This is a genomic window from Burkholderia semiarida, assembly GCF_029268935.1.
Taxonomy (GTDB): Bacteria; Pseudomonadota; Gammaproteobacteria; order Burkholderiales; family Burkholderiaceae; genus Burkholderia; species Burkholderia semiarida.
In genome coordinates this window covers 325578-351013 of the sequence record NZ_JAHLCL010000005.1, presented here as the reverse complement: position 1 = coordinate 351013, position 25436 = coordinate 325578, and the positions used below count along the sequence as shown (strand labels likewise).

Here is a 25436-nt window from a genome sequence, read left to right as displayed (position 1 = left end):
GGATGTCGTGCCGCCGCCGGATACCCCCGCGGCGCCCGGCCCGGCGAATACCTAGGCGTCAGCGCCGCACGGCAAAGGCATCGACGCCCGTCGCGGCCGCGGACCACGCCCACAGCCGCGCCGCTTCCTCCGGATCGATCGCATGCGGCCGCACGCCTGATTCCTCGTTGCCGCGCGTCACTGTCGCGACGTCGCAATCCTCGCAATAAACACCGCCGAGATCGGCAACGCGCGGCGACGTCGCCGCCCATACCTGGGTTGCCGCACCCTGCTCAGGTGTCTTGAAAGTCGGATCGATCGGCACACCGTGCTCGTCCACCCAACCTTGCGCCATCATTTCCTCGCGCGTCAGATGGCGCTGCAGCGGCGTCGCGATCTTGCCGGGATGCAGCGAATATGCGCGAACGCCGAATGGCGCACCGAGCACGTCGAGCTGCACCGCGAACAAGGCGTTAGCGGTTTTCGACTGTCCGTACGCCAGCCATTTGTCGTAACCGCGCGTGAACGCGATATCGTCCCAACGGATCGGCGACAGCCGGTGCCCGAGCGACGACACCGCGACCACACGTGCGCCGTCGCCGTGCGCGAGCGCAGGCCATAGGCGGTTGACGAGCACGTAGTGACCGAGGTGATTGACGGCCATCTGCGCTTCCCGACCGTCGCCGACGCGGGTCTCGGGGCAGGCCATGATGCCCGCGCTGTTGATGACGATATGTACGTTGCGCCGCGCGTCGACAAACCGGGCCGCGAATGCATCCACGCTCGCGGGGTCCGCGAGATCGAGCGTCGCGATCTCCACGCCGGCGATGTCGCGCGTCGCCTCGCGCGCGGCCGCGACGCTCCGCGCGCCGACGACGACGCGCGCGCCGGCTTGCGCCAGTGCACGCGTGGTTGCGAGCCCGAGACCCGAATGGCCGCCCGTGACGATCGCGGTCTTGCCGCGCAGGTCGAGACCGGCCAGGACGTCGCTCGCCGTCGATGCAGCGTCGAATCCGGAATAAAGGGGGTGCTGCCTGCTCGTCATTGAAAGCTCCAGGAACGGCGTGCGAAGCACGCGGCCGCCCATCGGCCGCGTCACTGCATGAGCCCATTCTCCGGCCGCGCATCCGGACTGTGAATGCAATAGAATCCGGTTTTTCGTCGAGATCGTCCGGGATTGCGCGTGGACCCGCTATCGGAAGTGCTGTCGCTGCTGGAAACGCGCGACTCGTTTTTCACCGGCCTGCGGGCCGGCGGCCCGTGGGCGGTCGACCTTCCCCCGCCCGACGGGATCAAGTTCAACGCGGTGGTCGAAGGCAGTTGCTGGCTGACCGTCGACGGTGCGGGGCCACCCGTCCGGCTGCGCACGGGCGACTGCTTCCTGCTCGCCGCGCCGCGGGCATTTTCGCTGGCGAGCGATCCGTCGGTCGCGCCGGTGCCCGCCGCCGACGTGTACCGACATGTCGACCGCGGTATCGCGCACTATGGCGAACCGGCCGATTGCTTTCTGATCGGCGGCCGCTTCGCCTACGAAGAACGGATGCCGCTGCTGCTCGGCAGCCTGCCGCCCGTGGTGATCGTGAGCGGCGATTCCGAACCGGCGGCGGTACTGCGCTGGTCGCTGCAGCAACTCGCACGGGAGTTCGTCGCGGCGTCGCCGGGCGGCTCGCTGATGGTTCGGCATCTCGGACACATGATGCTCGTGCAGATCCTGCGGCGCTATGTGGACGCCGGCGCGAACGGCGACGTCGGGTGGCTGGCCGGATTCGCGGATCCGCGGGTGAGCGCGGCGCTGGCCGCGATTCACGCGGCGCCCGAGCGACGCTGGACCGTCGACGCGCTGGCGGCCTGCTGCCATGTGTCGCGTTCGACGTTCGCGCTGCATTTCAAGCGGCGGCTCGGGTTCGGCCCGCTCGAATACGTGCTGCGGTGGCGGATACAGCTGGCGATGCACGAACTGCGCCACTCCACGGCGTCGATCTCGGCGATCGCGCAGCGGCTCGGCTACGACTCGGATAGCGCGTTCGGCCATGCGTTCAAACGCATCGTGGGCTGCTCGCCGCGTGCCTATCGTCATGACGTGACGAAGGAATCGGGCAACTAGCGTCGTTACGGCCCTCGTCGGGCACGCGGTGGTCCGAATACGCCAACGCTCTGCACTTGAATTACCACCATCGGGATAAGTATTCTTATCACAATACACCGATTTCATTTACAAACTCGGCCGAGCAGCAATGCGTCGGCGCATCACCCGTTCGTATGCCGCAATTCCCCGTCGATGTGCTGCGGCAACCTCAGCAAATTGAAGATCGGGCACACCGCTTCGACCGCCTGATGCAACGCCCGAATGACCTCCGGCGGCTCCGGCGACACGATGTCCAGCGTATAGCGGATGTTGTGCGGGAATACCGGAACGTGCTCGAACCCCGGCTGCTGCGCGAGCGGATGCTGGTCGCCGGTGACTTCGACTTCGATCGCGTCGATCTTCAGGCCCCGCTCCGCGGCCTGGATCAACGTGATGTGCGTGAGGCAACTGCCGAGCACGCCCAGTTGCAGTTCCGGCGACGCAGGCCCGAGGTTGTATCCCGCGAAATCGGGCGGGCTGTCGCTGATCACCTGGAAGTCGCGAATCCGGATCTCGCGCACGCCGCTGCGACCGAGCGCGCGCACGGTCGCCTTCAGCGGCGTCGCCTTGAGATCGGGATCGTTGCGGGCGGCCTGCTGCTTCGCTCGCCAGGCGTCGCGCTTTTGTACGAGATAGTCGTTCAGGGTCGTCATGGTCGAGTCATGGGTAGGCGGCACGCAGGCGACGGATCGGTTCGTTGCGCGCCAGGGCGATCAGTCGACCGCCGGAATCCACGCGGCCGTCGCCGCATCGCTCGCGCGGAACGCCGGAAACTTCGCGCCGAGTTCGGCCACGGTATGAATGTCGTTCTTCACGAGATCGTCGCGCGTAATCAGCGTCGGCTTGACCGCGATGCGCGCGCCCGGGTTTTGCCCGGCCACCAGCAGCGCCGCCGCTCGCACCGACACCGCGCCGACGACCGCCGGATTGGTCGCGGCCGTCGCGACCCACGCGCTGTTCGGTGCGCGAATGGCCTCGATGTCGGCCGTCGATACGTCCGCGCTGTAGATGCGCAGCTTCGACGACAGCCTGGCCTCGTCGGCCGCGAGCTTCGCGCCGCGCGCGAACTCGTCGTACGGCGCGAATACGACGCGAATGTCGGGATTCGCGCGATACGCGGCCGCCGCCTGGTTCGCGACCGATTGCGCGATCGGATTGTCGACGGTGCCCCAGCGCGCCTTTTCCTTCACCTTCGGGTGCGCACGCTTGAAGTCGCGCCACGCGGCATCGCGCCGGTCGAGCGGCGCGAATCCGGCCACGTACACGTACCCTGCCGCGAACGCGTCGCCGTTGTCCTTCACGGCCTGATCGAGCAGCAGGTTTGCGAGGTCGCGATCGTTCTGCTCGATCTGCGGCACCTTCGGATTGGCGAGATCGACGTCGAACGCAACGACCTTGATGCCTTTGTCCAGCGCACGCTGAACGACGTCCTTCAGCGATTCCGGCAAACCGTGATTGACGATGATCGCGGACACGCCGATGCTGATCGCCTGCTGAATCTGCTCGCGCTGCTCGGCCGCGTCCTGCCGGCCTTCGTAGATGCGCAGATCGACGCCGAGCGCACGTGCCTGCTTCTGCGCGCCGGCTTCGTAGGCCTGGAAAAAATCGCCGGTCGACAGGTAGTTGACGAGCGCGATCTTCACGCCGCCCTTGTCGAATGGCGCCGGCGCGCCCTTGAGCGGGCCGGCGTACGCCGCGGGCACACCCAGCACGAGCGCGACGCCCAGCGCGAGCGCGCCGAGTTTCGGTTCGATGCGTGACTTTCGGCGAAGCAATGAGCGCATGGCGCGTCTGTCTCCATATAGAACGATATCGGTTCAATCTATCAGCGCGACACGCAAACTCAAACCGACCGATTCGGCAATCGATATTACTTTGGATGACAAACGGTCCAGCCTGAAGATTCTTCGAACCCGTCCATGCCTGATCCGAGTCTCGGCGACCTCACCCATCACGCCCGGGCGTCCGCACGGCGACCGATGCCGAAGGTAAACGCGAGGGCCAGCACGAGCAGCACGCCCTTGATGAAATCCTGCATGTAGTACGGTGCGTTCAGCATCGTCAGCCCGTTGAGCAGCACGCCGACGAACACCGCGCCGACGACCGTGCCGAACACGTTGGGCCGCTTCGCGCCCCACACCGCGTAACCGATCAGCGCGGCGGCCACCGCGTCGAGCAGCAGCGAGTGCCCCGCGCTCACGTCGCCGCGGCCGACCCGCGCGGCGATCAGCACGCCGCCCAGCGATGCGATCGCGCCCGACACGACATACGCCGCGACGCGGTAGCGCGCGGCCGGTGCGCCGGCCAGCCGCGCGGCCGTTTCGTTGCCGCCGATCGCATAGATCACGCGCCCCCAGCGCGTCGCTTCCATCGTGATGCAGGCCAGCACCGTCACGGCCGCAAGCACCAGCACCGGCAACGGTACGACGTCGAACACGCGCAGCCGGCCGAGCGCGAGAAACGCGTCGGGGAACACGCCCGTCGCATCCGTGCCGTCGGGCAGCACGGAGCCGGTCGCCAGCGAACGGCCGCCGGTGGGGATCAACTGCAGGCCGGCCAGCAGGAACAGCGTGCCGAGCGTCGCGAGCTGGTCGGGCACGCGCAGCCACGTAATCAGCACGCCGTTGAACAATCCGGCAGCCACGCCGAGCGCGACGCAGGCGATCACGGCCGCCCACGCGCTGCCGTGCCAGACGACCAGCACGTAGCTCGCGGCCATCTGCGCGGTCGCGGCCACGCTGCCGACCGACAGGTCGAAACCGCCGGCCGCGAGCGTGACCGTCACGCCGACGCCGAGCAACGCGACGATCGACACCGCCTGCAGGATGCTGAACAGGTTGTCGAGGTTCAGGAACGCGGGCTCCCTGATCGCGAACACGACCACGAGAGCGGCGAGCACGAGCAGGATGCCGGTTCGTTCGAGCGCATCGCGGATGCGCGCCGGCCCGGCGCGCGACGATCGTTCGACGGATGCGGCATGACGTACATCGGAAGAAGTCACGGGTTTCATGAGCAAGCACCCACGATGGAAGCAGTCGGAGGCAGACCATCGAGCGTCGCGCGATCGAACCGCACGATACGGTCGGCGATCTCGGCGGCTTCCTCGAGATCGCTGACGAACACGATCGTCGCGCGCTCATGCGCATGACGGCGCAGCGTATCGACGATATCGGCGCGCGCGCCCGCATCGATGCCCTGGAACGGTTCGTCGAGCAGCAGCAGCCGCGCCGGTTCGGCGTGCCAGCGCGCGAGCACGACCTTCTGCTGGTTGCCGCCGGACAGGTGCGCGACGCGATCGTCGGGCCCCTCGCAGCGAATGCCGAACCGTGCGATCGCCGCCGCGGCCGCCGTGCGTTCGCGGGCTCGGCGCACCGCGCCGCTCGCGAACCAGCGCGACAGGAACGGAAAGCCGATCGTGCCCGCGATCGACGCGAACGGCACGCTGTCGGGAAACAGCGACGTGCGCCAGCGATCCTCGCCGGCCAGGAATACGCCGGCGCGAATCGCGTCCGCCGGCGAACGTGGCCGCCACGGCCGGCCGTCGAGCGTCATCTCGCCGGCCGCCGCCCGCACCGCGCCGAAGATCGTCCGTGCGAAGCGCGACTTGCCGCCGCCGACCGGGCCCGCGATCGCGACGATCTCGCCGCGCCGGACATCGAGATCGAACGGCGTACTGGTCGGCGTCAGCCGGATCTGCCGCACGCTGAAGCCTGAACCGACCTCGGCCCCGGATCCGGCCAGCCCGGCACGCTCCGGCGCCGCCGCACGCGTACGCGGCAGCGGCCGGCCGATCATCGTTTCCACCGCGGCGTCGAAATCGATCGGCGCGGCCAGATCGGCAACGATCCGGCCGTCGCGGACGATCGCCGCACGATCGGCGATGCGACGCAAATCGCCGAGCCGATGCGATACCAGCAGGATGGCGACGCCGTCGCGGCGCAATGCGTCCATCAGGACGAACAGCCGTTCGGCCTCCGCGGCGGACAAGCTGGCAGTCGGCTCGTCGAGAATCAACAACGACGGCTGCCCGGCCAGCGCGCGCGCCAAGGTCACGCGCTGCTGGTCGGCCAGCGACAGCGAGGCCAGCGGCGCCGCCAGATCGACGTCGAGCCCGACCCGCGCGGCGAGCGATCGCGCCGCGCCACGCCGCGCGGCCGGCGGCACGCGCCACGGCGAGGCCGGATCGCACAGCCGGTCCAGCAGCAGGTTGTCGGCGATCGACAGCGTTGGCACGACGGCATCGGCCACCGACTGGTGCACGGTCGCGACGCCGAGCCGCTTCGCCGCGTGCGGCGAACCCGGCCGATACGGTTCGCCGTGCAGCGTCAGCGTGCCGCCGTCCGCTTGCAGCGCGCCGCTCAGGATCTTGACGAAGGTCGACTTGCCCGCGCCATTCGCGCCCATCAGCGCGACGACTTCTCCGGCGCCGATCGACAGATCGAGCGCCGCCAGCGCGACGGTCGCGTCGAAGCGTTTCGCGATGCCGGCGGCGCTCAGGACGGGCGGCGACGCCGATCGATGCGATCGATCTTCGCGCCGCGGCGCGTCCATGGTTTCGTTCGTCGCGCCATTCATGCCCGAAGATTCCGGTCGGCACGACGCGGTTGCAGCAGGAACAGTACGTCGTCGGTCATGTCATGCAACTCCGCTGAGGGTCGTCCGGCATCGATCGCCTCGTCAGCCCGCTTCCGGCACGGGAAACCGGAATGAAGCACCGTAGGCCGTATCGGGCAGGCGGTCGCTGCCGCTCAGCCGTGAACGGAAGGTGCCGCTCGCCGGCGTCGTGCGGTACAGGCCGCGCTTCTTCAGTTCCGGCACGATCAGTTCGGCGAAATCGTCGAGCGTGCCCGGGCTGATCAGCGGATTGAGCATGTAGCCGCTCGTCGTCGACTGCCGCGCATGCTCGGCGAGCTGGTCCGCGATTTCGTCGGGCGAGCCGACGAGGATCAGGTCGGTGCCGCGCGTGACGCTCGCGAACTTGCGCCGCACGTCGCCGGCGGTGAGCGGCTTGCCGCTGCCGTCCGGCCGCACCACGTAGGACGTCAGCCCTTCCGTGTGCGTCGTCAGCGGCTCGTCGTCCGCATAGCGGTCGATGTCGATGCCGGTGTCGCCCGCATAGCTGACGAGTTGCGCGTGCCGGTGATAGTGCTGCTGCAGCGTGTGATATTTCTCCTTCGCGTCGCTCGACGAGCGCGCCGTCACGATCCGCAGCACCGTCAGCGACTTCACGTCGTCCGCCGCCCGGCCGCGTTCGGCCGCGAGCCGCCGAATCTCGTCGAGGCCCGCACGAATCTCGTGCGGATTCGACTTCGCGACGAACACCACCTCCGCGTGCTTCGCCGCGAACGCGCGCCCGCGCCCCGACCAGCCGGCCTGGATCAGCACGGGCGAGCGCTGCGGCGACGGCGCGCAGACGTGCGGCCCCTGCACGCGGTAATGCGTGCCTTCGTGCGCGATCGGCCGCACGCGGTCGCCACGCGCATAGCGCGGCGCGTGCTTGTCGGCGACGACCGCGTCGTCCGCCCAGCTCCCTTCCCACAGCTTGTACACGACGTCGAGAAATTCCTCGGCGCGCGCGTAGCGTTCGTCATGGCCGATCATCCGGTCGAGCCCGAAGTTGCGCGCCGCGCTCGTCAGGTAGGACGTCACGATGTTCCAGCCGATCCGGCCGTTGCTCAGATGATCGAGCGTGCTGAAGCGGCGCGCGAGCGCGAACGGGTGCTCGTACGTCGTGCTCGCCGTCACGCCGAACGCGAGCCGCTCGGTCTGCGCGACGAGCGCCGGAATCAGCATCATCGGATCGTTCGCGGGCGCCTCGACCGCCCACTGCACCGCGGCGTCGGCCGACCCGCCATAGACGTCGTACAGGCCGAGCACGTCCGCGAAGAACAGCATGTCGAGATCGGCCTGCTCGGCCGTGCGCGCGAGGTTCGACCAGAACGGGAGCGTGTTCGCGCGCAGCCGCTCGTCGGCGGGATGGGTCCACAGGCTCGGCGCGCCGCCGCAGCCGACGCTGGCTTGTTCATACAGGGAAAACAGCAAGGGGCGAGGATCGGACATCGTGGAATTCGTTACCAGGGCAGGAATCAGTTGGGCGCCGCCCACGCGCCCGACGACGCGCGGCGGCGCCGGGCGGGCATGCGTTCGTCGGGTGCGCGCGTCAGGTAGCGATTGACGCGCTGCTCGAGACGGGCGGCAGGAATGGTCAGCAGCGCGACCAGCACGACATAGACGATCGCCGCACCGGCCAGCGGTTCGTACACGCGCAACGTCTCGAAGCGCAGCGTATTGGCCGTGCCCATCACGTCGAACACGGTCACGGTGGACGCGAGGACGGTCGATTTCAGCAGCAGGATCGCCTCTCCGGTGAGCGCGGGCAGCGCAAGCCGCCACGCTCGCGGGCCGACGATGCGGCGCAGCACCTGCACGCGCGTCATCCCGTATGCGTGGCCGGCCTCGATCTCGCCAGCCGGCACGCCGGCGATCGCGCCGCGCAGGATCGTCGCGACATACGCGCTCTCGTTCACGCTCAACGCGACGATCGCGTACCAGAACGCGTCACGCAGCAGCGGCGACGCCCAGCTGTCGCGCATCCACTCGCGCGGGACGATCTGCCCGAATCCGTAGTACAACAGATAGAGCTGGACGAGCAGCGGCGTGCCGCGTATCAGCATGAGCCAGCTGCGCGCGGACCAGCGCAACGGCGTATGGCGTGCGCCGGCGGCGAGCGCGAGCGGCACGCCCAGCAGCACGCTGGCCGCACCCGACACAAGCGTCAGCGCCAGCGTCGTCGGCACCGCGGCGAGCAGCTTCGGCATTACCGTGTCGAGCAGGAAAGGCAGCGAGAAGATCATGTCGTCGCACGCCTCATGCCGCGATTCGCATGCCGCTCGAGCGCCGCGAAGATGCCCGCCGACGTGACGCTCAGCAACAGGAACAGCGCGGCCGTGACCAGATAGAAGAATACGTAGTGCCGCGTCGCGCCGGCCGCGAGCTGGCTCGCCTTCAGCAGATCCGTGAACGAACCGAGCACGCTGATGAACGACGCGTCCTTGGTCGCGTTCAGCCACACGTTGCCGACGCCCGGCAGCGCGAGCCGCGCGGCGGCCGGCAGCCGGATGCGCGCGAACGTCTGCCAGGACGTCATCCCATACGCGTGCGCGGCTTCGATCTGGCCGACCGGCACGTTGACGAGCGCCGCGCGGAAGATGTCGGTGAGATACGCGCCCTGGATGAAGCCGAGCGACAGTGCGGCGACGACGAACGGGTCGAACGCGAAGTCGCCGGGTACGATGCCGCTGCCGCGCAGCGCGTTCTCGATGGCCGGTGCGACCGCGTAGAACGCGAGCAGCAGGCACAGCAGCTCGGGCAGCGCGCGCACGAGCATCGTGTAGAGCCGCGCCAGCCCTACAAGCGCTGAATATCGCGACAGCTTGCCGAGCGCGCCGGCGATGCCGAGCAGCACGCCGGTGCAGAACGATGCGGCCGCGACGCCGAACGTCAGCGCGAACGCACTCGCGAACACGCGGCCATATCCGCCGTCGCCGAAGGCGAGCAGCGCGAGCAGCGAATCGTCCACGGCCATCGGGTCAGCGGCCTTTCTCGATCGTGCCCTTCAGGTTCGGATAGCGGGCGGTGATCACATCCCACGTGCCGTCCTGCTGCAGTTGCGCGATCGCGGTCGACAGCTTGCCGCGCAGCGCATCGCCGTGGCGCACGCCCGCGCCGATGCCGAGGCCCAGCACCGGATCGTCCGTGCACGTGGCCTTGACCTCGAAGTCCTTGCCGTCGCGCGACGCGAGGAACGCCGTGAACAGCCCCTTGCCTTCCTGCACGTAGTCGACGCGACCGGACACCAGATCGGCGAGCGCGTTGTCGAACTTGTCGAACGCCTTGATCTGCGCGTCCTGCTTGAAGCGGGCATCGAGGAACGCCGAGAAGTTGGTGCCGGCCTCGACGCCGATCACGCGGCCCTTGAAGGTCGCGGGCACCGCGCAGTCGACGCGGCGCCGGTCGCTTTTCGCACCGACGAACACCGTCGGCGATTCGTAATACGCACGGCTGAAATCGATCGCTTTCTGCCGTTCGCCGGTGATCGTCATCGACGACCAGATCACGTCGATCTTGCGGTTCTGCAACGCCGGAATCAGGCCGTCCCACGCAATGTCGGTGAGCTCGCAGCGCACGTTCAGCTTCCCGCACGCGGCATCGAGCACGTCGACTTCCCAGCCCTTCCATTTGCCGGCGGCGTCCTTCGAAAAGAACGGCGGGTATGACTCGGCGTCGATACCGACGCGCAACGTCGGCTGGGCCGCATGGGAAACCGGCGCGAGGCCGAGCACGAACAGCGCGGCCGCGGCACGGCGGACCCTGGAACGCATCGAACGATTCATGTGGCGATTATCTGGAATAACGTCGGAACGACCGGCGTTGCAGCCGGCGGAAGGCGAGACTGTAATGCGCGCCGACGCGTGTACCAAATGGTTATTTTTTCGATGGATATCTGATCGCGCGATATGCACGGCACCGCGCGCCGGCCAGCGCCCGCGCATGGTGCGCGGGTCATCCTCTCACGCCGCCGCGGCCTCGCGCCGCAACGCCCGCTGCGGCCGGTCGAGCGCCAGGCCGCGCAGGTCCACGCCGCCGCCCGGCATGTCGACGAGCTTCAGTCCGCCCTGTTCGTCATCGATCCGCTCATGCTTGTCGCGCAACCGCCGCGCGACGTCGGCATCGGATTCGCCGGTCACTGAATGAAACGAGTTCATCACGAGCGGCGGGCGATCGCCGCGACTGGACGCGGCTGCCTGCCGGCGCAACCCGGCGCTGAACGCGCACGCACCAACGACATCGACAAATTCGGCGCGCACGCGCTAACGCCGCTCCGGGTCAGGCAACGCGACGTCGCCCGCTCACGCCGCCCGCCCTGACGCGACGGCGCCTCACCGCCCGATCGGCAACCCCGTCGGCTCGATCCAGCCGAGCTTGTACGCGATCAGCAGCGACAGAAACAGCGTGACCGACAATCCGACGCGCGCGGCGAGCGACCACGCCATCCGCTTGGACTTGCCGCGATCGTGATTCATGAAGTACAGCGCGAAGATCAGGCTCGCGATGATCATCGCGAATGCCACAGATACCAGCAGGGTTTTCATTGCCGTTGCCTTTGAAGATCCGAATCGGCCTGAATCAGTTCGGCCAGTTTTTGGCGCTCGTCGGCGACGCCGCCGACGCCCGACGCCGGCCAGTCCAGCGCGACGCCGTTGCCCAGCGAATCGCGCACGAGCGCCTGGTAGCGCCGGTCGTTGATCGTGCCGTGCGCCATCGTGTCCGAGATCTCGCGCCGGAACGGCAGCGGGAAACTCGCGTACGCACGCGACAGCGCCGCATATTGTCTCGCATCGATCTCTTTCGACGATGGAATGACGGTCCAGACCACCACGGCGACGATGGCCGTGAACGGGATCGCCGTGTAGCGAAGGATGAACTTGATCGGGGTCATGAAGCGGTGGGCAGAAGTGATCGGCGCCGCGCGGCGGCGAAACAGCCGGCCGGCGGCGCCTTCCGTCATTGTACTGAATGCACCATCCGGCCAACAGAGTATGATAATGACATTATCATATCCATCACATGATTCGACAGCCCCGGCATCCGGTGCAAGCGGCGGGCCCGCCGCGCCCTCCGGCACCGGTTTTCCGCCTGTACCCACGAATCCGCGACGATCGAGCGAAGCCCTTATGCCAGCGCAGTACTTTCGAAACCTGACGGGAAAACACCGCAGCGCGACCGCGAACCGCCAGCTCGGGTTTTCGCTCGCGTTCGTCGCCGGCGCGGCCAATGCCGGCGGCTTTCTCGCGGTCAAGCAATACACGTCGCACATGAGCGGCATCGTGTCGGCGATCGCCGATCAGACGGCCCTCGGCGACGTGCGGCTCGCGCTCGCCGGCATCAGTTCGCTGGGGTCGTTCCTGATCGGCGCCGGCTGCTCGGCGATCCTCGTCAACTGGGGCCGCCGCCGCGGGCTGCACAGCCAGTTCATGCTGCCGCTGCTGGTCGAGGCCGCGCTGCTGTTGCTGTTCGGGCTGCTCGGCAGCCACCTCGCGCTGTGGGAAACGTTCTTCGTGCCGGTGACCGTCACGCTGCTGTGCTTCATCATGGGGTTGCAGAACGCGACGATCACGAAGCTCTCCGGCGCGGAAATCCGCACGACGCACATCACCGGCATCGTGACCGACCTCGGCATCGAGCTCGGCAAGCTGTTCTACTGGAACCGCTCGGCCATCGAAGTCGACGCGCACGCGGTAATCGCCAACCGGTCGAAACTGCGGATTCACGCGACGATGCTCTCGTCGTTCTTCGTCGGCGGCCTGGCCGGCGCGATCGGCTTCAAGCACGTGGGCTACGTGTCGACCGTGCCGCTCGCCGCGGTGCTCGTCACGCTCGCCATCGTGCCGGTGATCGACGATCTGCTCGCGCTGGTGCGCAGCAAACGCTGATCGTGCGGCGCTCGCCGCGGTAACGCCGAAAGCGGATCGATTATAATTTTATTAACATATCGACCACCCTCGCCCCGTCATGGAAACAAAAACCGCCCGCCTGACCGTCCTGATCGATCCCGCGAAGAAGGAAGCCTTCGAGATGCTCTGCGCGGAGCAGGACCTTACGCCGTCGCAAGTCGTGCGGCAGTTGATCCGCGACTATCTCGACCGGCACGGCGTCACGTACAAGACCCGCAGCGCGATCGGCAAGCGCGTGAAGTAAGCACGACCCGCCCCCCCTCGGTACGGCTACGCGCCGATCTCCCAACGTTCGTGCGACTGCGCGCGCCAGACCAGCCGCCGCGAATCGATGCCCTCGCCGTGCTTCATGCGTCTCGCGGTGGCGGCCAGCTTCAGTTCACCGGCCTGCGGGCACGCGAGCGCCCGCTCCAGCAGGATACGCAACGACGGCAATCGGCTGCCGTCCTTCCATGCGAATGCAACGAAGTTGTTGTCGTCGCCGCACGGCACCAGCGCATACGACGAACCGAATACCGATCGCAACTGCTCGAGGTGCTGCGGCAACGCCGGATCGTCGTCCATGAAGTTGATCGCGAGCACGCCGGATTCGCTCAGGCGTGCGCGGCACGCATCGAGAAAAGTAGCGCCCGTACAGCGGCCGCGCATGCCGTCGGCGACGAACGCATCGTGCAGGATCACGTCCGTGCGGACGTCCGCCCGCTCCAGATGGTCCGCGCCGTCGGCGCACACCACGGTGAAGCGCGCATCGTCGGCAGGAATCCTGAACGTGTCGCGCAGCGCGATCACGTCGGGATTGATCTCGACCGCATCGATCCTCGTGCCGGGCAGGTGGCGGTAGCAGTACTTCGCGAGCGACCCGCCGCCGAGCCCGAGCATGCAGATGTGTGCGGGCTCGGCCTGCAGCAGCAGGAAGCCCATCATCACGCGCGTATAACCGAGTGCGAGCCGCACCGGATCATGCAGCGACATGAAGCTCTGGGTGCCGAAATGATCGAAGTGCAGCGAGACCGCGTGCTGCGTCTCCAGCACGAACGGCCGGCCGTCGTTCAGCGGCGTCGCCAGGAACCTGACGAACGCGTCGTAGGCAGTGCGATCCTCGGCCATGTGCGGGTAGTCGAATGAAAAAGACAGCGGCTGAAAACGCGGATGCAACGGTCGCCTGACCGTGCGCTCAGACCTTCTTCAAGTAGCACGCCTTCAGCATGAAGCCGCCCATGTCGGTCTTGCAGTCGACTTCGTGATCGCCGCCGACGAGCCGGATGCTCTTGACCTTGGTGCCCATCTTCAGCGTGATCGACGAACCCTTCACGCGCAGGTCCTTGATCAGCACGACCGAATCGCCGTCCGACAGCACGTTGCCGTTCGCGTCCTTGACGACGTCGCCCGCCGGTTCGTCACCGGCCTCGGCGCCGGCGTCGGCCGACCATTCGTGGCCGCAGTCCGCGCACACGGTCAGCGCGCCGTCGGGGTAAGTGTTTTCCATCGCGCATTGCGGGCAGGCAGGGGCATTCATTGCGGCTTCCATTCGGGAGGAGTTCGGGTCGGTCGACGATGCCGGGCGAGCAGGTTGCGCGCCCGGATACGCCGAGACTCGCCCGTCGGCAACGCCGCGGGCCGGCATCGGCGCACACGGCATTATAATGTAATTCACATGATCTGGCCGATGCATTATAATCCCCAACTTTCCGACAATCCGCGAATTTGAATACGCCTTTGCAGCGGATGTCGGCATGTTCGCGCCGAATGGCGCGTACAATGCACCCGGCCGGCACCCGCGCCCCTGCGGGAATTCGTGACATGCCAGCCGCCCGATGTCCGCTACACGTGCGTAACCCTGCATGTCGCGCGCCGCCCCGCCCACTTGTCCGGAGGCTTTCCAGCATCGTGGCAACCGTTGTGTACGTTGAAATCGGCCCCGCATGGAACCGCAATCGCGGCCGCGCCGCGCGCGATGCGACCGTCGACGCGGCACGCCGCTTCGACAGTGACATCCAACTGATCGCGAACGGGCACGGCAGCAATGCAAAAGACAGCGGCGCGATCGCGTCGCTGCAGGTTCACGGCGGCACGTCGGCCCAGGTGCTCGCCACCGGCCCCGACGAGGAAGCGGCGCTGCACGCGCTGCTGCCGTTGTTGCAGGCAAGCTGATGCTTGCACCTCCTCCGTCCGGCCGTGTGCCGCCCACCCCGAAACGCCATTTCCCGAGGAAGCCATGAACGATACGCTCACGTCCAACACCCCCAACCTGTCGGCCTCCGCGATCTGGGCGCTCGAACGCCTCGCCGATGTTCGCTACGGCCGCGATGCGCCGGCGCTCGGCTGGTCGATCGCGCGGGAGCTCGTCAACGCCGGGTTCGTCAGCCATCCTCCGCACGGCCGCTCCGGCGCATCGATCACGGCCGAAGGGCGCTCGTTCCTGAAAAGCCGCAAGTAACGCCATCCGGCACGGGCGCGATCCCGCATTGCGCGCAGCACGCGGGCGTGCCGATGACCACCGTCAGGAAGCAGGCCGACCGCTCGCCGCGGTCGGGGTTCGCTACAGGCGTTCGCTACACGGCGACGAACGGCCGCATTCGTCGAACGCCCCGCGCGATGCGTCCGACCGCGACGTCGTCACGCGAGCCGGTCCATGCGGGCACCGCCGGCCGGCGCCGTCCGCGCGATGCGCCCGCATGCCCCGATGCGGGCGGGGAATTGCGTCCACGTCGCCGTTTACGCGGTATCGTACGAGACCCGAGCGCGGCGCCCTGCGTCGCCGCCCCTTCCTCATGGAACGCCCGATGACATTCAGCGCCGTGCCCCCCGTCTCGTCTCCGCCCGTTCTCGACACGCCCCGTCTGATCCTTGACGGCCACCCGCTCGGCGACTTCGACGCACTCGCCACGATGTGGGCGGAACCGGGCGTCGTCGCGCACATCTTCAACGGCACGCCTTCCACGCCGCGCGACTCGTGGATGCGCATGCTCGCGTATCGCGGGCTGTGGCCGCTGCTTGGCTATGGGTACTGGGCGATTCGCGAAAAGGCGTCGGGGCGTTACGTCGGCGATCTCGGCTTCGCGGATTTCCACCGCAACATCGACCCGCCGATCCGCGGCGTGCCGGAAGCCGGCTGGGCGCTGGCGACGTGGGCGCAAGGCAACGGCTATGCGACCGAGGCGCTCGCGGCCGCGCTCGCATGGCTCGACGCGCAACAGCGGTTCGAGCGCAGCGTGTGTCTGATCGCGCCGACCAACGTCGTGTCGATCCGGGTCGCGGAGAAAGCCGGGTACGGCGAGCCGCGGCGCATCCGCTTCAACGACGCCGATTCATTGCTGTTTTCACGCAAGCGCCGGTAGGCGCGTCGAACCGGCGGCCGAGTCAGTCGGCGACCGGTTCGTAGCGATGCATGAAGAGGCCGTCGTCCATCGGCCAGCAGTTGCCGGATTCGTCGCGCACGATCCAGTCGCCCGGCTTCACCGATCGCCAGCCTTCCGGCGTCGCGATCGCCCACAGGCCGTGACGGCGCTCTACCCGTTCATGGTCGCCCTCGGCGAACCACCGTGTTGCATCGACCTGACTGGCGCGTTCTCTGAATTTCATGCCATCACCAAAGGAAACGGATTTCAGTGTCGCGTGGCCGCGGCGCCGGCATCGAGCGACCGCTGCCGCGCCCTCAGCGCGTTCGTTGCCGTGCGGGCTGCGTGCAGCGCCATCCAGCCCTCCGCGATGAGCGCCTCGAGCGTGCCGCGCGCGACGGTGGAAATCCGGACATCGATCTCCTGCACTTTCATCAGCGCCGACACGACCTCGTCCGGTTGATCGGGTGCAAGCGCAACGATGAACGCCGAACGCGTCTCGGCGGCCCGAACGGCCTCGCTCCAGTCGGCGCGCGCCACCGCCGCTTCGATCGCATGCGTGAGTGCGTCGAGACTCTGGACGACTTGCAACGGCGTCATTTCGCTTCCCCCGTCAGTAATCGATAGCATCCGCCCGACTGCCCATCGGGAGCCGCCGCGGCGGCGACCCGACTCCCGCGCATCCGGTTCCTCACGTGAGCGACATGACTCGACGCTTCGCCGAGACCGATGGTCGATACGATCGCGAAACAGGCGCAATGCGCGACGCGCGGATCAGGTGTGTGGATTGTAGGGAGCGGAACGCGGCGACGTCGGTAATATTTTGTAATGATATGTCGACTAACCTTGCCCGGCCTGGTGTCGGGCGGTGCGGGAACGGTGCGCGGCGTCGAAGTGGCGCAAACGTTTTCGTCTGACGGATGCGCGGGCGCGCATCGTCCCGAGCGCCGCGCCGGCTCTCGCATCGAACCGTTTCAGCCTCACGCGCGGCCTCGCGCCGCTTGCCCCGCGCGTTTCCTCTGATGGCGGCGATTGGCGCGTAGATAAGCTCACCGAACGATTCAGATTTCCCCACATTCCATCGGAATGTTGCGCAGTATCATCCACGTCGCTTCGGCCACGACACGCTCGGACTGGGCCTGACCGCTCGCCACCTTCCCGTTTTGCCCCTTCGTTTAGCGATGCCCATCCGAATCCTGATCGTCGAAGACGACGTCCCGCTGTCCGCGCTGATCGCCGAGTACCTGCGCACGCATCATTACCAGGTGGACACGCTGTGCGACGGCGCCGGCGCGGCAGCGGCGATCGTCGGGAGCCGCCCCGACGTGGTGCTGCTCGACGTCAATCTGCCGGGCAAGGACGGCTTCGAGATCTGCCGCGCGGCGCGCATCCAGTACGACGGCATCGTGATCATGGTGACGGGTCGCGACGAGCCGTTCGACGAATTGCTCGGCCTGGAACTGGGCGCGGACGATTTTCTCCGCAAGCCGCTCGAACCGCGTCTGCTGCTCGCGCGAATCAAGGCGCAGTTGCGGCGCACGCGCGTGCCGGCGGGCGACGCCGTGCAGGCTTCGCCGCAGCGATACGTGTTCGGCAAGTTCTCGATCGACCGGGCCGATCGCCGCGTGCATCTGCCCGACGGCAGCATGCCGCGCCTGACGTCGACGGAATTCGATCTGCTGTGGGCCCTCGTGTGCCGCGCGGGCGAGGTGGTGAGCCGGGAAGACCTGACGCTGCTGCTGCGCGGCATCGCGTTCGACGGCCTCGATCGTTCGATCGACGGCCGCATCTCGAAGCTGCGCCGCAAGCTGCGCGACGACGCGAACGAACCGAAACGGATCAAGACCATCCGCTCCAGGGGCTATCAGTTCAGCAAGCACGCATGGGATTGAAGCCGCGCGCGGGCCGCCGGACGGCGTTGCGCGAGCGCGGCACGCGATGCCCGCCGCGCGCGCGAGGCTACTGCGCGCGCGCCGTGCCGGTATCCTCATTCGCGGCCGGCCCCGCCTGCCAGCCGCCGCCGAGCGCCTTGTACAGCGCGACGAGATCGGTGGTCGTCTGCAACGCGCCCTGCTCGGCCTGCTGCCGGCCCTCCGCCCATTGCCGCTCGGCATCCAGCACGTCGAGGAACGGCGACAGGCCCTTCCGGTAGCGATCGCGCGCGAGGTCCAGCGCGCCCTGTTCGGCCTTCACCGCGTCGTCGAGCGCGGCCGCGCGCGCCTGGTCGGTGCGGTATACGGCCAGCGCATTGTCGACGTCGCGCAGCGCGACGAGCACGGCTTGCCGGTACGCGAGCGCCGCTTCGGCCTGGCGCGCCTGCGACAGCCGCAGGTTCGACATGAGCGCGCCGCCGGAAAAGATCGGCAGCGACACGGCCGGCCCGAACGCGTAGAACAGATGCGACCAGTGCGCGAGCTCGCGCACGTGCGACGCGCGCAGGCCGACCTGCCCCGTCAGCGAAATGTCCGGATAGAACTGCGCGACCGCGACGCCGACGTCGGCGGTGGCCGCATGCAGCTCGGCCTCCGCACGGCGGATGTCGGGGCGCCGGCGCGCGAGCGTCGACGGCAGGCCGACCGGCACGGTCGGCGGCACCGCCGGCAACGCGCGCGGGGCGGCCAGCCAGTCGTCGAGCGCGCCCGGCGCGCCGCCGACCAGATAGGCGAGACCGTTGCGCAGCAGCACGATCTGCTGGTCGAACTGCGGCAGTTGCGCGCGGATCTGCGCGAGCCGCGCGTCGGCGCTGCGCACGTCGAGATCGCTCGCGAGACCGTGCGCGGCCTGCTCGCGCGTCAGGTCGAGCAATTCGCGCTGCGCGCGTTGCAGGTCGTCGGCCAGCGCGCGCTGCGCTTGCGCGCCGCGCAGTTGCAGATAGGTCTGCGCGACTTCGGCCTCGAGCGACAGCAACGCGTCGTCGCGGCTCGCGACCGCGGCACTCGTCTGCGCGCCGGCCGCTTCGACCGAGCGGCGCACGCGGCCGAACAGGTCCAGTTCCCACGATGCGTCGAACCCGGCCTGCCACAGGTTGACCGGCGATTCGAGGGCATCGAGCGCGCCGCGCGCACCTTGCTGCACGCTTGCTCCGGTGCCTGGCCCGAACCGGTCGAGCGGTGAGCCCGGCGCGCCGAGACGATCGACGCGCTGGTCGATGCCCTGCTCCTCGACGATGCCCTTCAGGCCGAGCTGCTCGCGCTGGTAGCTCGCGTTCGCGCGCACGTTCGGCAAGCCCTGCGCGGCGGCCGCGCGCACCTGCGCGCGTGCCTGCGCGATGCGCAGCACGGCCGCCTGCACGTCGAGGTTGTCGTGCGCGGCGCGCTCGACGAGCCGGTCGAGCAGCGGATCGCCGAACGCGCGCCACCAGCGCGGATCGGGATCGGCGTCGATCGTGGGCGACGACCGCGCGGCCACGCCGGATGCGGGAGACGCCGCCTGCCCGTCCGCCTGCATCGCATGCCAGGTGGCCGGGACGTCCGCTTGCGGCGGCTGGTAATCGGGGCCGACGGTGCAGCCGGCGATGATCGTCGTCATCGCGCCGCACACGATGCGGCGAATCAGGCGGTGGCTGCGATTGTCGCGGCGCATGCGCATGTCAATGCCCTCCCGCGCCGCGCGCGGCCTTCGCCGGCGAGAACAGGAACGTCAGCGGAATGCTGAACGCGCAGAACACCGCGAGGATCGCGAACACGTCGATATACGCGAGGATCGTCGCCTGCGAGACGAACGTTTCGTAGAGCCGGCCGGTCGCGGTCTGCAACGCGGCCGGCGGCGGCGCGCCCGTCAGCGCGCCGATCGCGCGCGCGTTCTCCCGCAGCGCATCCTGGAAGTTCTGCGACAGCGTCGACATGTGCGTGGACAGGTGCGCCATGCGCGCCTGCGTGCGCTCGCGGATCAGCGCGGTCGACACCGAGATGCCGATCGAGCCCGCGACGTTGCGGAACATCGTGAACAGCGCGGACGCGTCGTCGTTGAGCCGCCGCGGCACGGTCAGGTACGCGAGCGTCGTGATCGGCACGAACATGAAGCCGATCGCGAGCGACTGCGCGCACCGGATCATCACGAGGTGCTTGTAGTCGATGTCCGGCACCAGCATGCGCGAATAGATCAGCGCGCCGCACAGCAGCACGAAGCCGAACCCGACGAGATAGCGCGTCTGCACGTGCGGCATCAGCCGGCTCACGAGCGGAATCTCGAGCGTGATCAGCAACGCGCCGGGCGACAGCACGAGCCCCGCGAGCGTCGCCGTGTAGCCGAGATGCTGCTGGGCGAGCTGCGGCACGATCACCGCGCTGCCGTACAGCACCGCCGCGAACGTCGCGATCGTCACGCAGCCGAGCGCGAAATTGCGGTCGCGCAGGCACGACAGGTCGACCACCGGTTTCTTCGTGCGCAGCAGCCACAGCGTCGCACCGATCAGCCCGAGCGCGGACAGCACCGCGAAGACGCGGATGAAGGTCGAGCCGAACCAGTCCTCGTCCTCGCCGCGATCGAGCATCACCTGCAGGCAGCCGAGGCCGATCGCGATCAACCCGATGCCGATGTAGTCGATCGAGATCCCGCGCTCGGCGTCGCGCCGCCACGGCGGATCCTCGACGAGCTGCATCACCGCGAGCACGGTCAGCGCGCCGATCGGCACGTTGAGCAGGAACACCCAGCGCCACGAGAAATGGTCGGTGATCCAGCCGCCGAGCGTCGGTCCGAGCACCGGCGCGACGACGATCGCGATCGCCGAGATCGAGAACGCGCGGTTGCGCTGCTCGGGCGGGAACGTATCGAGGATGATCGACTGCTGGTTTGGCTGCAGCCCGCCGCCGAACAGCCCCTGCAGCACTCGGAACACGATCAGTTCGCCGAGGTTGGTCGCGACGCCGCACAGGAACGAGCACACGGTGAACGCGGCGATGCACAGCAGGAAGTAGCGCTTGCGGCCGAGCAGGCGCCCGAGGAAGCCCGAGATCGGCAGCACGATGCCGTTCGCGACGAGGTACGACGTGAGCGTCCAGGTCGCCTCGTCGTAGCTCGCCGACATCGTGCCGGCGATGTGCGGCAGCGCGACGTTGACGATCGTCGTGTCGAGCACCTCCATGAACGCGGCGAGCGTGACGACGATCGCGATGAGCCACGGGTTCGCGGCGGGGCGCCATGCGCCGCCGGACGCGCCGCCGCGGTCGGGCGGCCGGTTCAACGGCGGGCCTCGCGAGGCGGGAACGGCATGCGGGTATCGGGCATCGGATCGCTCCGGTCGACGCCGGCCGCGGCACGGCGGCCGGTCATTTCAGATGGACGGTCGGCTCGACCGACAGGCCGAGACCGAGCGGCGGACGGGTCGGCAGCGGGCCGTCGAGCACGATCTTCACCGGCACGCGCTGCACGATCTTCACGAAGTTGCCGGTCGCGTTCTCGGCCGGGAACGCGGAGAAGCGCGAGCCGCTGCCGAGCTGGATGCTGTCGACGTGGCCATGCAGGTCGAGATCGGGATACGCGTCGACCGACACGTCGACGCGATCGCCGACGCGCATCCGTTCGAGCTGCGACTCCTTGAAATTCGCGGTGATCCACACGCGCGGCGTGACGATCGAGAAGATCGACGTGCCGGCTTGCAGGAACGAGCCCAATTGCACGTTGCGCCGCGTGACCCAGCCGTCGGACGGCGCGCGCATCTCGCAGTACGACAGGTTCAGGTTGGCCGTCTCGAGCTGCGCGCGCGCCTGCAGCACCTGCTGGCGGCGCTCCTCGACGGCCGTCTCGGCCTGCCGGATCTGCTGCGGCACGAGGCTCGCGGTGCGCGCCTGCGCCTGGGCCATCGCGACGTTCGCGTCGGCGGTCGCGCGTTGCGCGTCGGCCGCATCGATCGCCTGCTGGGAAGTTGCGCGCGCATCGACCGCCCGCTGCCGCGCCTGCGCGGCGAGCGCCTGCCGGTACGCGGCTTCCGCCGATTCGATCTGCGCGCGTGCCTGCCGGTACTGGGCCGGATACTGCACACGCGCGATATCGAGCTGCACGCGCGCCGCGTCGAGCTGCGCCTGTGCGAGACCGAGCTGCGCCTGCGCCGCGTCGACCTGCGCGCGGTAGTCGCGCGGATCGATCTCGACGAGCAGGTCGCCGCGCCGTACGAAGCTGTTGTCGTCGACCGCGAGCCGCGTCACGTAGCCGGACACGTGCGGCGCGACCGCGATCGCATTGCCGTCGGTGTACGCATCGTCGGTGCTTTCCTGGTTGCGCGTCGCGAGCCACCAGACGAGCCCGCCGACGAGCAGCACGACCAGCACCGCGCCGAGAATGATCAGCGTTTTCTTACTGGGCCGCTTGCGTTCGCCTTCGCCGTTGTTGCCGTCCCCGTCTCCGTCGCCGCCGGTGCGGCCGCCGCGATCGTCGTGCGGATGGCCGTCGCCGCCACCGCCGCCCGGCGCGTCGGTCGGGTGCTCGCCGTTGCGGCCCGGCGCCGCTCCCGAGCCGCTGCCGCCGCCGGACGGGTCGTCGCCCGCGCGGGCGACGACGGCAGGCCAGCGGGTAGGCAGCGGCGTCGACAGTACGACGCCGGCCACCGCCGGCGCGAACGCGTCCGGCGCGCCGGTGCCGCGCCGTCCGGGTGTCGACGCGCGCCGCAGCGCGACGCAAGATCGCTCACGAACGGACCACGGGCACAGGATCGCATCGGACATGAAACGGGGCTCCAGGCGGCGGCCGCGGGCGCCATTGCCCGCGCCGACCTCAAGCGCGCGATCGAGCAAACAGCGGGCCCGGCAACGCGCGTCGTCCACCCCCGGCATGCGCGATGCGCGACGTGTACGCCTCGACCGCCCCGACAGGACTCGCGAACCATGACACGCTCGACCCCGCTCGACACCGACACACGCGACGAAGATCGCGGCGACAGCACGCCCGGCCCCGAAGGCAAGCGCCGCGGCACTGCCACACCACCGCCGCGCAGCGCGCACGACCCGGCCGAAGGCAAGCCGGCCGCACCGCCAAGCGGAGCGCCGCCGCGTCGCACGCCCTCTGCCGAACGCGGCGACGCGTGATCGACGCGCGTCGCGCCATACCGCCGTCCCGCTCGCGCGAAACGGCCGCAGCGGGCGGCGGCAGAAATGACAAGCCGTTGAAAAATCGCGGACGAAGGCCGGCCAGCGGGCCCGAAACACTCGCACGAGGGCACATGCGACAGCGAAGCGGGAACGCACGTTGCGGCAGGGGGCGCATGGATCTTTCGCCCATCTGCCGCGTGCCCTGCATGACGCTACCCGACCCGTCCGATTTCCCCGTTCGCGCGGTACCGCTCGCGCCGCTGGCGAAGGAACGCGCCACGATCGTCTGCCATCGCAACCGGCGCGTGCTGCTGGTCGCCCGCGGGCGATCGTCGCGCTGGACGCTGCCCGGCGGCGTGATCCGGCGCGGCGAATCGGCGCTCGACGCCGCGCATCGCGAACTTCGCGAGGAAACCGGGCTCACCGGTCTCGAACTCGCGTATTTCTTCTACGTGGACGGCAGCGTGAAGCGTCATCACGTGTTCGTCGCGAGCCTGCCGCGCGGCGCGCACGCTTGCCCGGGCCGGGAAATCGCGCTGTGCCGCTGGGTCGGCATCGACGCGGTGCCGCACTGGCCGGCGAGCGCGCCGACGCAGCGCATCATCCGTCAGTTCGCGGGCCTGTGCGTGGCGAGCGATCCGCGGCCGGGCGCGGTCACGCGTCTTTCGCCGTCTCGCTGAGCCCGGCGACGGGCGGCTGCGGATCGCGCGCAAGCCCTTGCGCGAAGACCTTCAGCCCTTCGAGCAGCGGCGTCAATGCATCCCACAGCGCCTCGTCGTGCAGCAAGCGGTAGACGCCGCGCACGCCGGGCGCGACGTGCGGGTGCTGCGCCGGTTGCCATGCGCCGACGTGATGCAGCGCGTCGGCCGCCGCGAACGCGGCGCGACCGAACTGTTCCGGCGGAATGCGCGAGAGCGCCGTCACGAGCATCGCGAGATTCTGCATGCCGCTCTGCATGCCGGGCCTGTCGAGCGCGTCGACGAACGTGTCGGCCAGCCGCGCGTTCGCGCTGACGACCTCGTTCGCGAAGCGCAGGAAGCCGTGCCGATGCAGGCTGCCGAGCAGATGTTCGAGCGCGTCGTGCGCGCCCGGCTCCGGATGCGCGGACGTCGTGTCGGGAGGCTGGCGTTCGGTCATGGGTGGCTCCGGTTGAGGCGCCAGGCTGCCGTCGTTCCGGCAGCCGTGCGTGCGCCGAATGCATGTCGTACTCGTTCACCGGCCCCCGCCGGGGCGGGCAGCCGCGGCCGCGTCACTGCGAATGACCGTCGGTCGGCGCCTTGTATTCGCTGCGCGCGCCCATCGCGTCCTCGACGCGATGCACGCCATGCAGCGCGGCGACACCGTCGATCAGCGCCTGCCGTTCGGCCTCGTCGACCTGTCCGGTCAGGCACACGTTGCCGCGCTCGACGCTCACGTCGATGTCGCGCGGGCGAGCGACGAGCCGGCCGAGCGCCGCACGCACGCGCTCGGCGACCTGTACGTCGTTCGCGTCGCCCGCGAGCCAGTCGGCCCGCGGCCCGGCGATCGCGCCGCGCGCATGGTCGGCCGCCCGCTTCACCTGCGTATTCGCATAATCGGCCACGTCGTGCCGGCCCGCGGCCGCCTTGTCGCGCAGATACGCGCGGCGGCGCCGGCCGGACGCAGGATCGAGGAAGTACATCGCGGCCGCCCCGCAGGCGACGGCCACCGCAAGATTCAACAACGGATTCGACGGGACTCTGGAGTTCATGGCGGCACCCTGGGCTATACCCGGAACGACCGGGCTTCGTGTCGGCATGCAGCACGTGCCGTTCCCCGCCGCGAGCGGCGCGAACGAGCCGTCGCGCCGCGATGCGGCGCCGGAAACGACAAGCGTTTGAAAAATCATCGGGCCGCGCATCGCTCGATCGCGAGATCAGGATTCGGGCGGCGTGTCGGCCGTTTTCGTGTCGGCCGCTTCCGCCCGTTTTCCGCCCGGCTCGTCGTCGCCGCGCTCGGCCGCGCGCTGCGCCATTTCGACGTAGGTCTGCGCCAACGCGCGCAATTCTTCCTCGGACGCATCCTCGATCCCGATCAGCCGGTCGCTCGCCGCGCGCGTGACGGCGAGCAGTTCGTCGAGCTTCAGGTGCAACGCCACGCTGTCGCGATTCTGGTTGCGCTGCAGCAGGAACACCATCAGAAACGTGATGATCGTGGTGCCGGTATTGATGACGAGCTGCCACGCGTCCGAGTAGTGAAACACCGGCCCGCTCACGAGCCATATCGCAGTGATCGCGACCGCGCTGCCGAATGCGACCGGCGAGCCGGCCCAGGTGGTCACGCGCGACGCAAAACGTTCGAACGCACGGGTAACGGCGTGCCCGGCCGGCCCGGAACCGGCGCCGCGCTTGCACGCCGTGCCGCGACGGTCGCTCGGTGGTTCGTTGAGTTCGCGCATGAATGCCTCCCGGATCGATAGTCTGTTTGAATGTGCGCATGA

31 protein-coding genes are annotated in these 25436 nt (G+C 68.7%); 9 read left to right on the top strand and 22 right to left on the bottom strand.

Going from position 1 to position 25436, the window contains the following annotated elements:
• Positions 1–58: 58 nt before the first annotated feature.
• Positions 59–1024, bottom strand: coding sequence for an SDR family NAD(P)-dependent oxidoreductase (locus KPB06_RS08445; RefSeq protein ID WP_059575141.1), 966 nt, complete (start codon positions 1022–1024; stop codon positions 59–61).
• Positions 1025–1162: 138 nt separating this feature from the next.
• Here KPB06_RS08445 and KPB06_RS08440 point away from each other — a divergent pair, with 138 nt between their 5' ends.
• Positions 1163–2083 carry an AraC family transcriptional regulator gene (locus tag KPB06_RS08440; protein WP_059575238.1) on the top strand — a complete coding sequence of 307 codons (921 nt, stop codon included), beginning with the start codon at positions 1163–1165 and terminating at the stop codon, positions 2081–2083.
• A 143-nt stretch (positions 2084–2226) separates the two neighbouring features.
• Here the strand turns inward: KPB06_RS08440 and KPB06_RS08435 are convergent, their stop codons facing one another.
• The 11 genes from KPB06_RS08435 to KPB06_RS08385 form a co-directional block, all read right to left on the bottom strand.
• A complete protein-coding gene (locus KPB06_RS08435; protein WP_275905354.1) occupies positions 2227–2757 on the bottom strand; it encodes an OsmC family protein in 531 nt (176 codons plus the stop codon).
• A gap of 60 nt (positions 2758–2817) precedes the next feature.
• On the bottom strand, positions 2818–3888 hold the full coding sequence (locus KPB06_RS08430) for a substrate-binding domain-containing protein (protein WP_275905355.1): 1071 nt from the start codon (positions 3886–3888) through the stop codon (positions 2818–2820).
• Between the two features lie 167 nt (positions 3889–4055).
• Positions 4056–5114 (bottom strand): ABC transporter permease, encoded by a 1059-nt coding sequence (locus tag KPB06_RS08425; RefSeq protein WP_275905356.1) that lies wholly within the window; start codon positions 5112–5114, stop codon positions 4056–4058.
• Positions 5111–6679: a sugar ABC transporter ATP-binding protein gene (locus tag KPB06_RS08420; protein ID WP_275905357.1), complete on the bottom strand. Its 1569-nt coding sequence runs from the start codon at positions 6677–6679 to the stop codon at positions 5111–5113. Before KPB06_RS08420 ends, KPB06_RS08425 begins: the two co-directional genes overlap by 4 nt.
• 102 nt (positions 6680–6781) lie before the next feature.
• Positions 6782–8164, bottom strand: coding sequence for an LLM class flavin-dependent oxidoreductase (locus tag KPB06_RS08415; protein ID WP_275905358.1), 1383 nt, complete (start codon positions 8162–8164; stop codon positions 6782–6784).
• 26 nt (positions 8165–8190) lie between these two features.
• On the bottom strand, positions 8191–8958 hold the full coding sequence (locus tag KPB06_RS08410) for an ABC transporter permease (protein WP_275905359.1): 768 nt from the start codon (positions 8956–8958) through the stop codon (positions 8191–8193).
• Positions 8955–9689 (bottom strand): ABC transporter permease, encoded by a 735-nt coding sequence (locus KPB06_RS08405; protein WP_275905360.1) that lies wholly within the window; start codon positions 9687–9689, stop codon positions 8955–8957. The genes KPB06_RS08410 and KPB06_RS08405 overlap by 4 nt, the downstream gene beginning before the upstream one ends.
• A gap of 4 nt (positions 9690–9693) precedes the next feature.
• A complete protein-coding gene (locus KPB06_RS08400; RefSeq protein WP_316376823.1) occupies positions 9694–10497 on the bottom strand; it encodes a transporter substrate-binding domain-containing protein in 804 nt (267 codons plus the stop codon).
• 177 nt (positions 10498–10674) lie between these two features.
• The gene (locus KPB06_RS08395) at positions 10675–10851 is read right to left on the bottom strand and encodes a hypothetical protein (RefSeq protein WP_226289160.1); all 177 of its coding nucleotides are present in this window, start codon (positions 10849–10851) and stop codon (positions 10675–10677) included.
• Positions 10852–11043: 192 nt separating this feature from the next.
• Positions 11044–11256: a twin transmembrane helix small protein gene (locus tag KPB06_RS08390; RefSeq protein WP_006489184.1), complete on the bottom strand. Its 213-nt coding sequence runs from the start codon at positions 11254–11256 to the stop codon at positions 11044–11046.
• Positions 11253–11603 (bottom strand): hypothetical protein, encoded by a 351-nt coding sequence (locus KPB06_RS08385; protein WP_059575235.1) that lies wholly within the window; start codon positions 11601–11603, stop codon positions 11253–11255. Before KPB06_RS08385 ends, KPB06_RS08390 begins: the two co-directional genes overlap by 4 nt.
• Positions 11604–11838: 235 nt before the next feature.
• Here KPB06_RS08385 and KPB06_RS08380 point away from each other — a divergent pair, with 235 nt between their 5' ends.
• Positions 11839–12597 carry a YoaK family protein gene (locus tag KPB06_RS08380; protein WP_226289162.1) on the top strand — a complete coding sequence of 253 codons (759 nt, stop codon included), beginning with the start codon at positions 11839–11841 and terminating at the stop codon, positions 12595–12597.
• A 79-nt stretch (positions 12598–12676) separates the two neighbouring features.
• Entirely contained in the window at positions 12677–12862 is a 186-nt protein-coding gene (locus KPB06_RS08375) for a ribbon-helix-helix protein, CopG family (RefSeq protein ID WP_059575126.1), read from the top strand.
• A 26-nt stretch (positions 12863–12888) separates the two neighbouring features.
• On the opposite strand, the gene KPB06_RS08370 is transcribed toward KPB06_RS08375, so the two are convergent.
• Complete coding sequence (locus KPB06_RS08370) at positions 12889–13725, bottom strand: spermine/spermidine synthase domain-containing protein (RefSeq protein WP_059575124.1); 837 nt, start codon at positions 13723–13725, stop codon at positions 12889–12891.
• A gap of 67 nt (positions 13726–13792) precedes the next feature.
• Entirely contained in the window at positions 13793–14146 is a 354-nt protein-coding gene (locus KPB06_RS08365; RefSeq protein WP_006498247.1) for a zinc ribbon domain-containing protein YjdM, read from the bottom strand.
• A 359-nt stretch (positions 14147–14505) separates the two neighbouring features.
• Between KPB06_RS08365 and KPB06_RS08360 the strand changes: the two genes are divergently transcribed.
• The 3 genes from KPB06_RS08360 (at position 14506) to KPB06_RS08350 (ending at position 15956) form a co-directional block, all read left to right on the top strand.
• Positions 14506–14769 carry an HPr family phosphocarrier protein gene (locus KPB06_RS08360; protein ID WP_059575122.1) on the top strand — a complete coding sequence of 88 codons (264 nt, stop codon included), beginning with the start codon at positions 14506–14508 and terminating at the stop codon, positions 14767–14769.
• Between the two features lie 64 nt (positions 14770–14833).
• Positions 14834–15055 (top strand): hypothetical protein, encoded by a 222-nt coding sequence (locus KPB06_RS08355; protein WP_059575120.1) that lies wholly within the window; start codon positions 14834–14836, stop codon positions 15053–15055.
• Between the two features lie 334 nt (positions 15056–15389).
• Entirely contained in the window at positions 15390–15956 is a 567-nt protein-coding gene (locus KPB06_RS08350) for a GNAT family N-acetyltransferase (protein ID WP_275905362.1), read from the top strand.
• Positions 15957–15978: 22 nt separating this feature from the next.
• On the opposite strand, the gene KPB06_RS08345 is transcribed toward KPB06_RS08350, so the two are convergent.
• Both KPB06_RS08345 and KPB06_RS08340 read right to left on the bottom strand, forming a co-directional pair.
• A complete protein-coding gene (locus tag KPB06_RS08345; RefSeq protein WP_059575116.1) occupies positions 15979–16200 on the bottom strand; it encodes a hypothetical protein in 222 nt (73 codons plus the stop codon).
• A 23-nt stretch (positions 16201–16223) separates the two neighbouring features.
• On the bottom strand, positions 16224–16556 hold the full coding sequence (locus tag KPB06_RS08340; RefSeq protein ID WP_275905363.1) for a hypothetical protein: 333 nt from the start codon (positions 16554–16556) through the stop codon (positions 16224–16226).
• Positions 16557–17137: 581 nt separating this feature from the next.
• Between KPB06_RS08340 and KPB06_RS08335 the strand changes: the two genes are divergently transcribed.
• A complete protein-coding gene (locus tag KPB06_RS08335) occupies positions 17138–17848 on the top strand; it encodes a response regulator (protein ID WP_226225672.1) in 711 nt (236 codons plus the stop codon).
• A 67-nt stretch (positions 17849–17915) separates the two neighbouring features.
• Here the strand turns inward: KPB06_RS08335 and KPB06_RS08330 are convergent, their stop codons facing one another.
• The 3 genes from KPB06_RS08330 to KPB06_RS08320 all read right to left on the bottom strand — a co-directional run bounded on the left by KPB06_RS08330 (position 17916) and on the right by KPB06_RS08320 (position 22615).
• Complete coding sequence (locus tag KPB06_RS08330) at positions 17916–19544, bottom strand: efflux transporter outer membrane subunit (protein WP_410469516.1); 1629 nt, start codon at positions 19542–19544, stop codon at positions 17916–17918.
• A 1-nt stretch (position 19545) separates the two neighbouring features.
• Positions 19546–21138 (bottom strand): DHA2 family efflux MFS transporter permease subunit, encoded by a 1593-nt coding sequence (locus tag KPB06_RS08325; RefSeq protein WP_089466163.1) that lies wholly within the window; start codon positions 21136–21138, stop codon positions 19546–19548.
• Between the two features lie 85 nt (positions 21139–21223).
• Complete coding sequence (locus KPB06_RS08320) at positions 21224–22615, bottom strand: HlyD family secretion protein (protein WP_275905364.1); 1392 nt, start codon at positions 22613–22615, stop codon at positions 21224–21226.
• Positions 22616–22774: 159 nt separating this feature from the next.
• Here KPB06_RS08320 and KPB06_RS08315 point away from each other — a divergent pair, with 159 nt between their 5' ends.
• Positions 22775–22975 (top strand): hypothetical protein, encoded by a 201-nt coding sequence (locus tag KPB06_RS08315; protein WP_059575106.1) that lies wholly within the window; start codon positions 22775–22777, stop codon positions 22973–22975.
• Between the two features lie 209 nt (positions 22976–23184).
• Positions 23185–23658 carry an NUDIX hydrolase gene (locus tag KPB06_RS08310; protein ID WP_059575104.1) on the top strand — a complete coding sequence of 158 codons (474 nt, stop codon included), beginning with the start codon at positions 23185–23187 and terminating at the stop codon, positions 23656–23658.
• Here the strand turns inward: KPB06_RS08310 and KPB06_RS08305 are convergent.
• The 3 genes from KPB06_RS08305 to KPB06_RS08295 all read right to left on the bottom strand — a co-directional run bounded on the left by KPB06_RS08305 (position 23633) and on the right by KPB06_RS08295 (position 25394).
• A complete protein-coding gene (locus KPB06_RS08305) occupies positions 23633–24115 on the bottom strand; it encodes a DUF1641 domain-containing protein (protein ID WP_275905365.1) in 483 nt (160 codons plus the stop codon). The genes KPB06_RS08310 and KPB06_RS08305 overlap by 26 nt on opposite strands.
• A 112-nt stretch (positions 24116–24227) precedes the next feature.
• Positions 24228–24707 (bottom strand): BON domain-containing protein, encoded by a 480-nt coding sequence (locus tag KPB06_RS08300; RefSeq protein ID WP_275905366.1) that lies wholly within the window; start codon positions 24705–24707, stop codon positions 24228–24230.
• Between the two features lie 165 nt (positions 24708–24872).
• Positions 24873–25394, bottom strand: a complete 522-nt coding sequence (locus KPB06_RS08295; RefSeq protein WP_059575098.1) for a low affinity iron permease family protein — start codon at positions 25392–25394, stop codon at positions 24873–24875.
• Positions 25395–25436 lie beyond the last annotated feature (42 nt).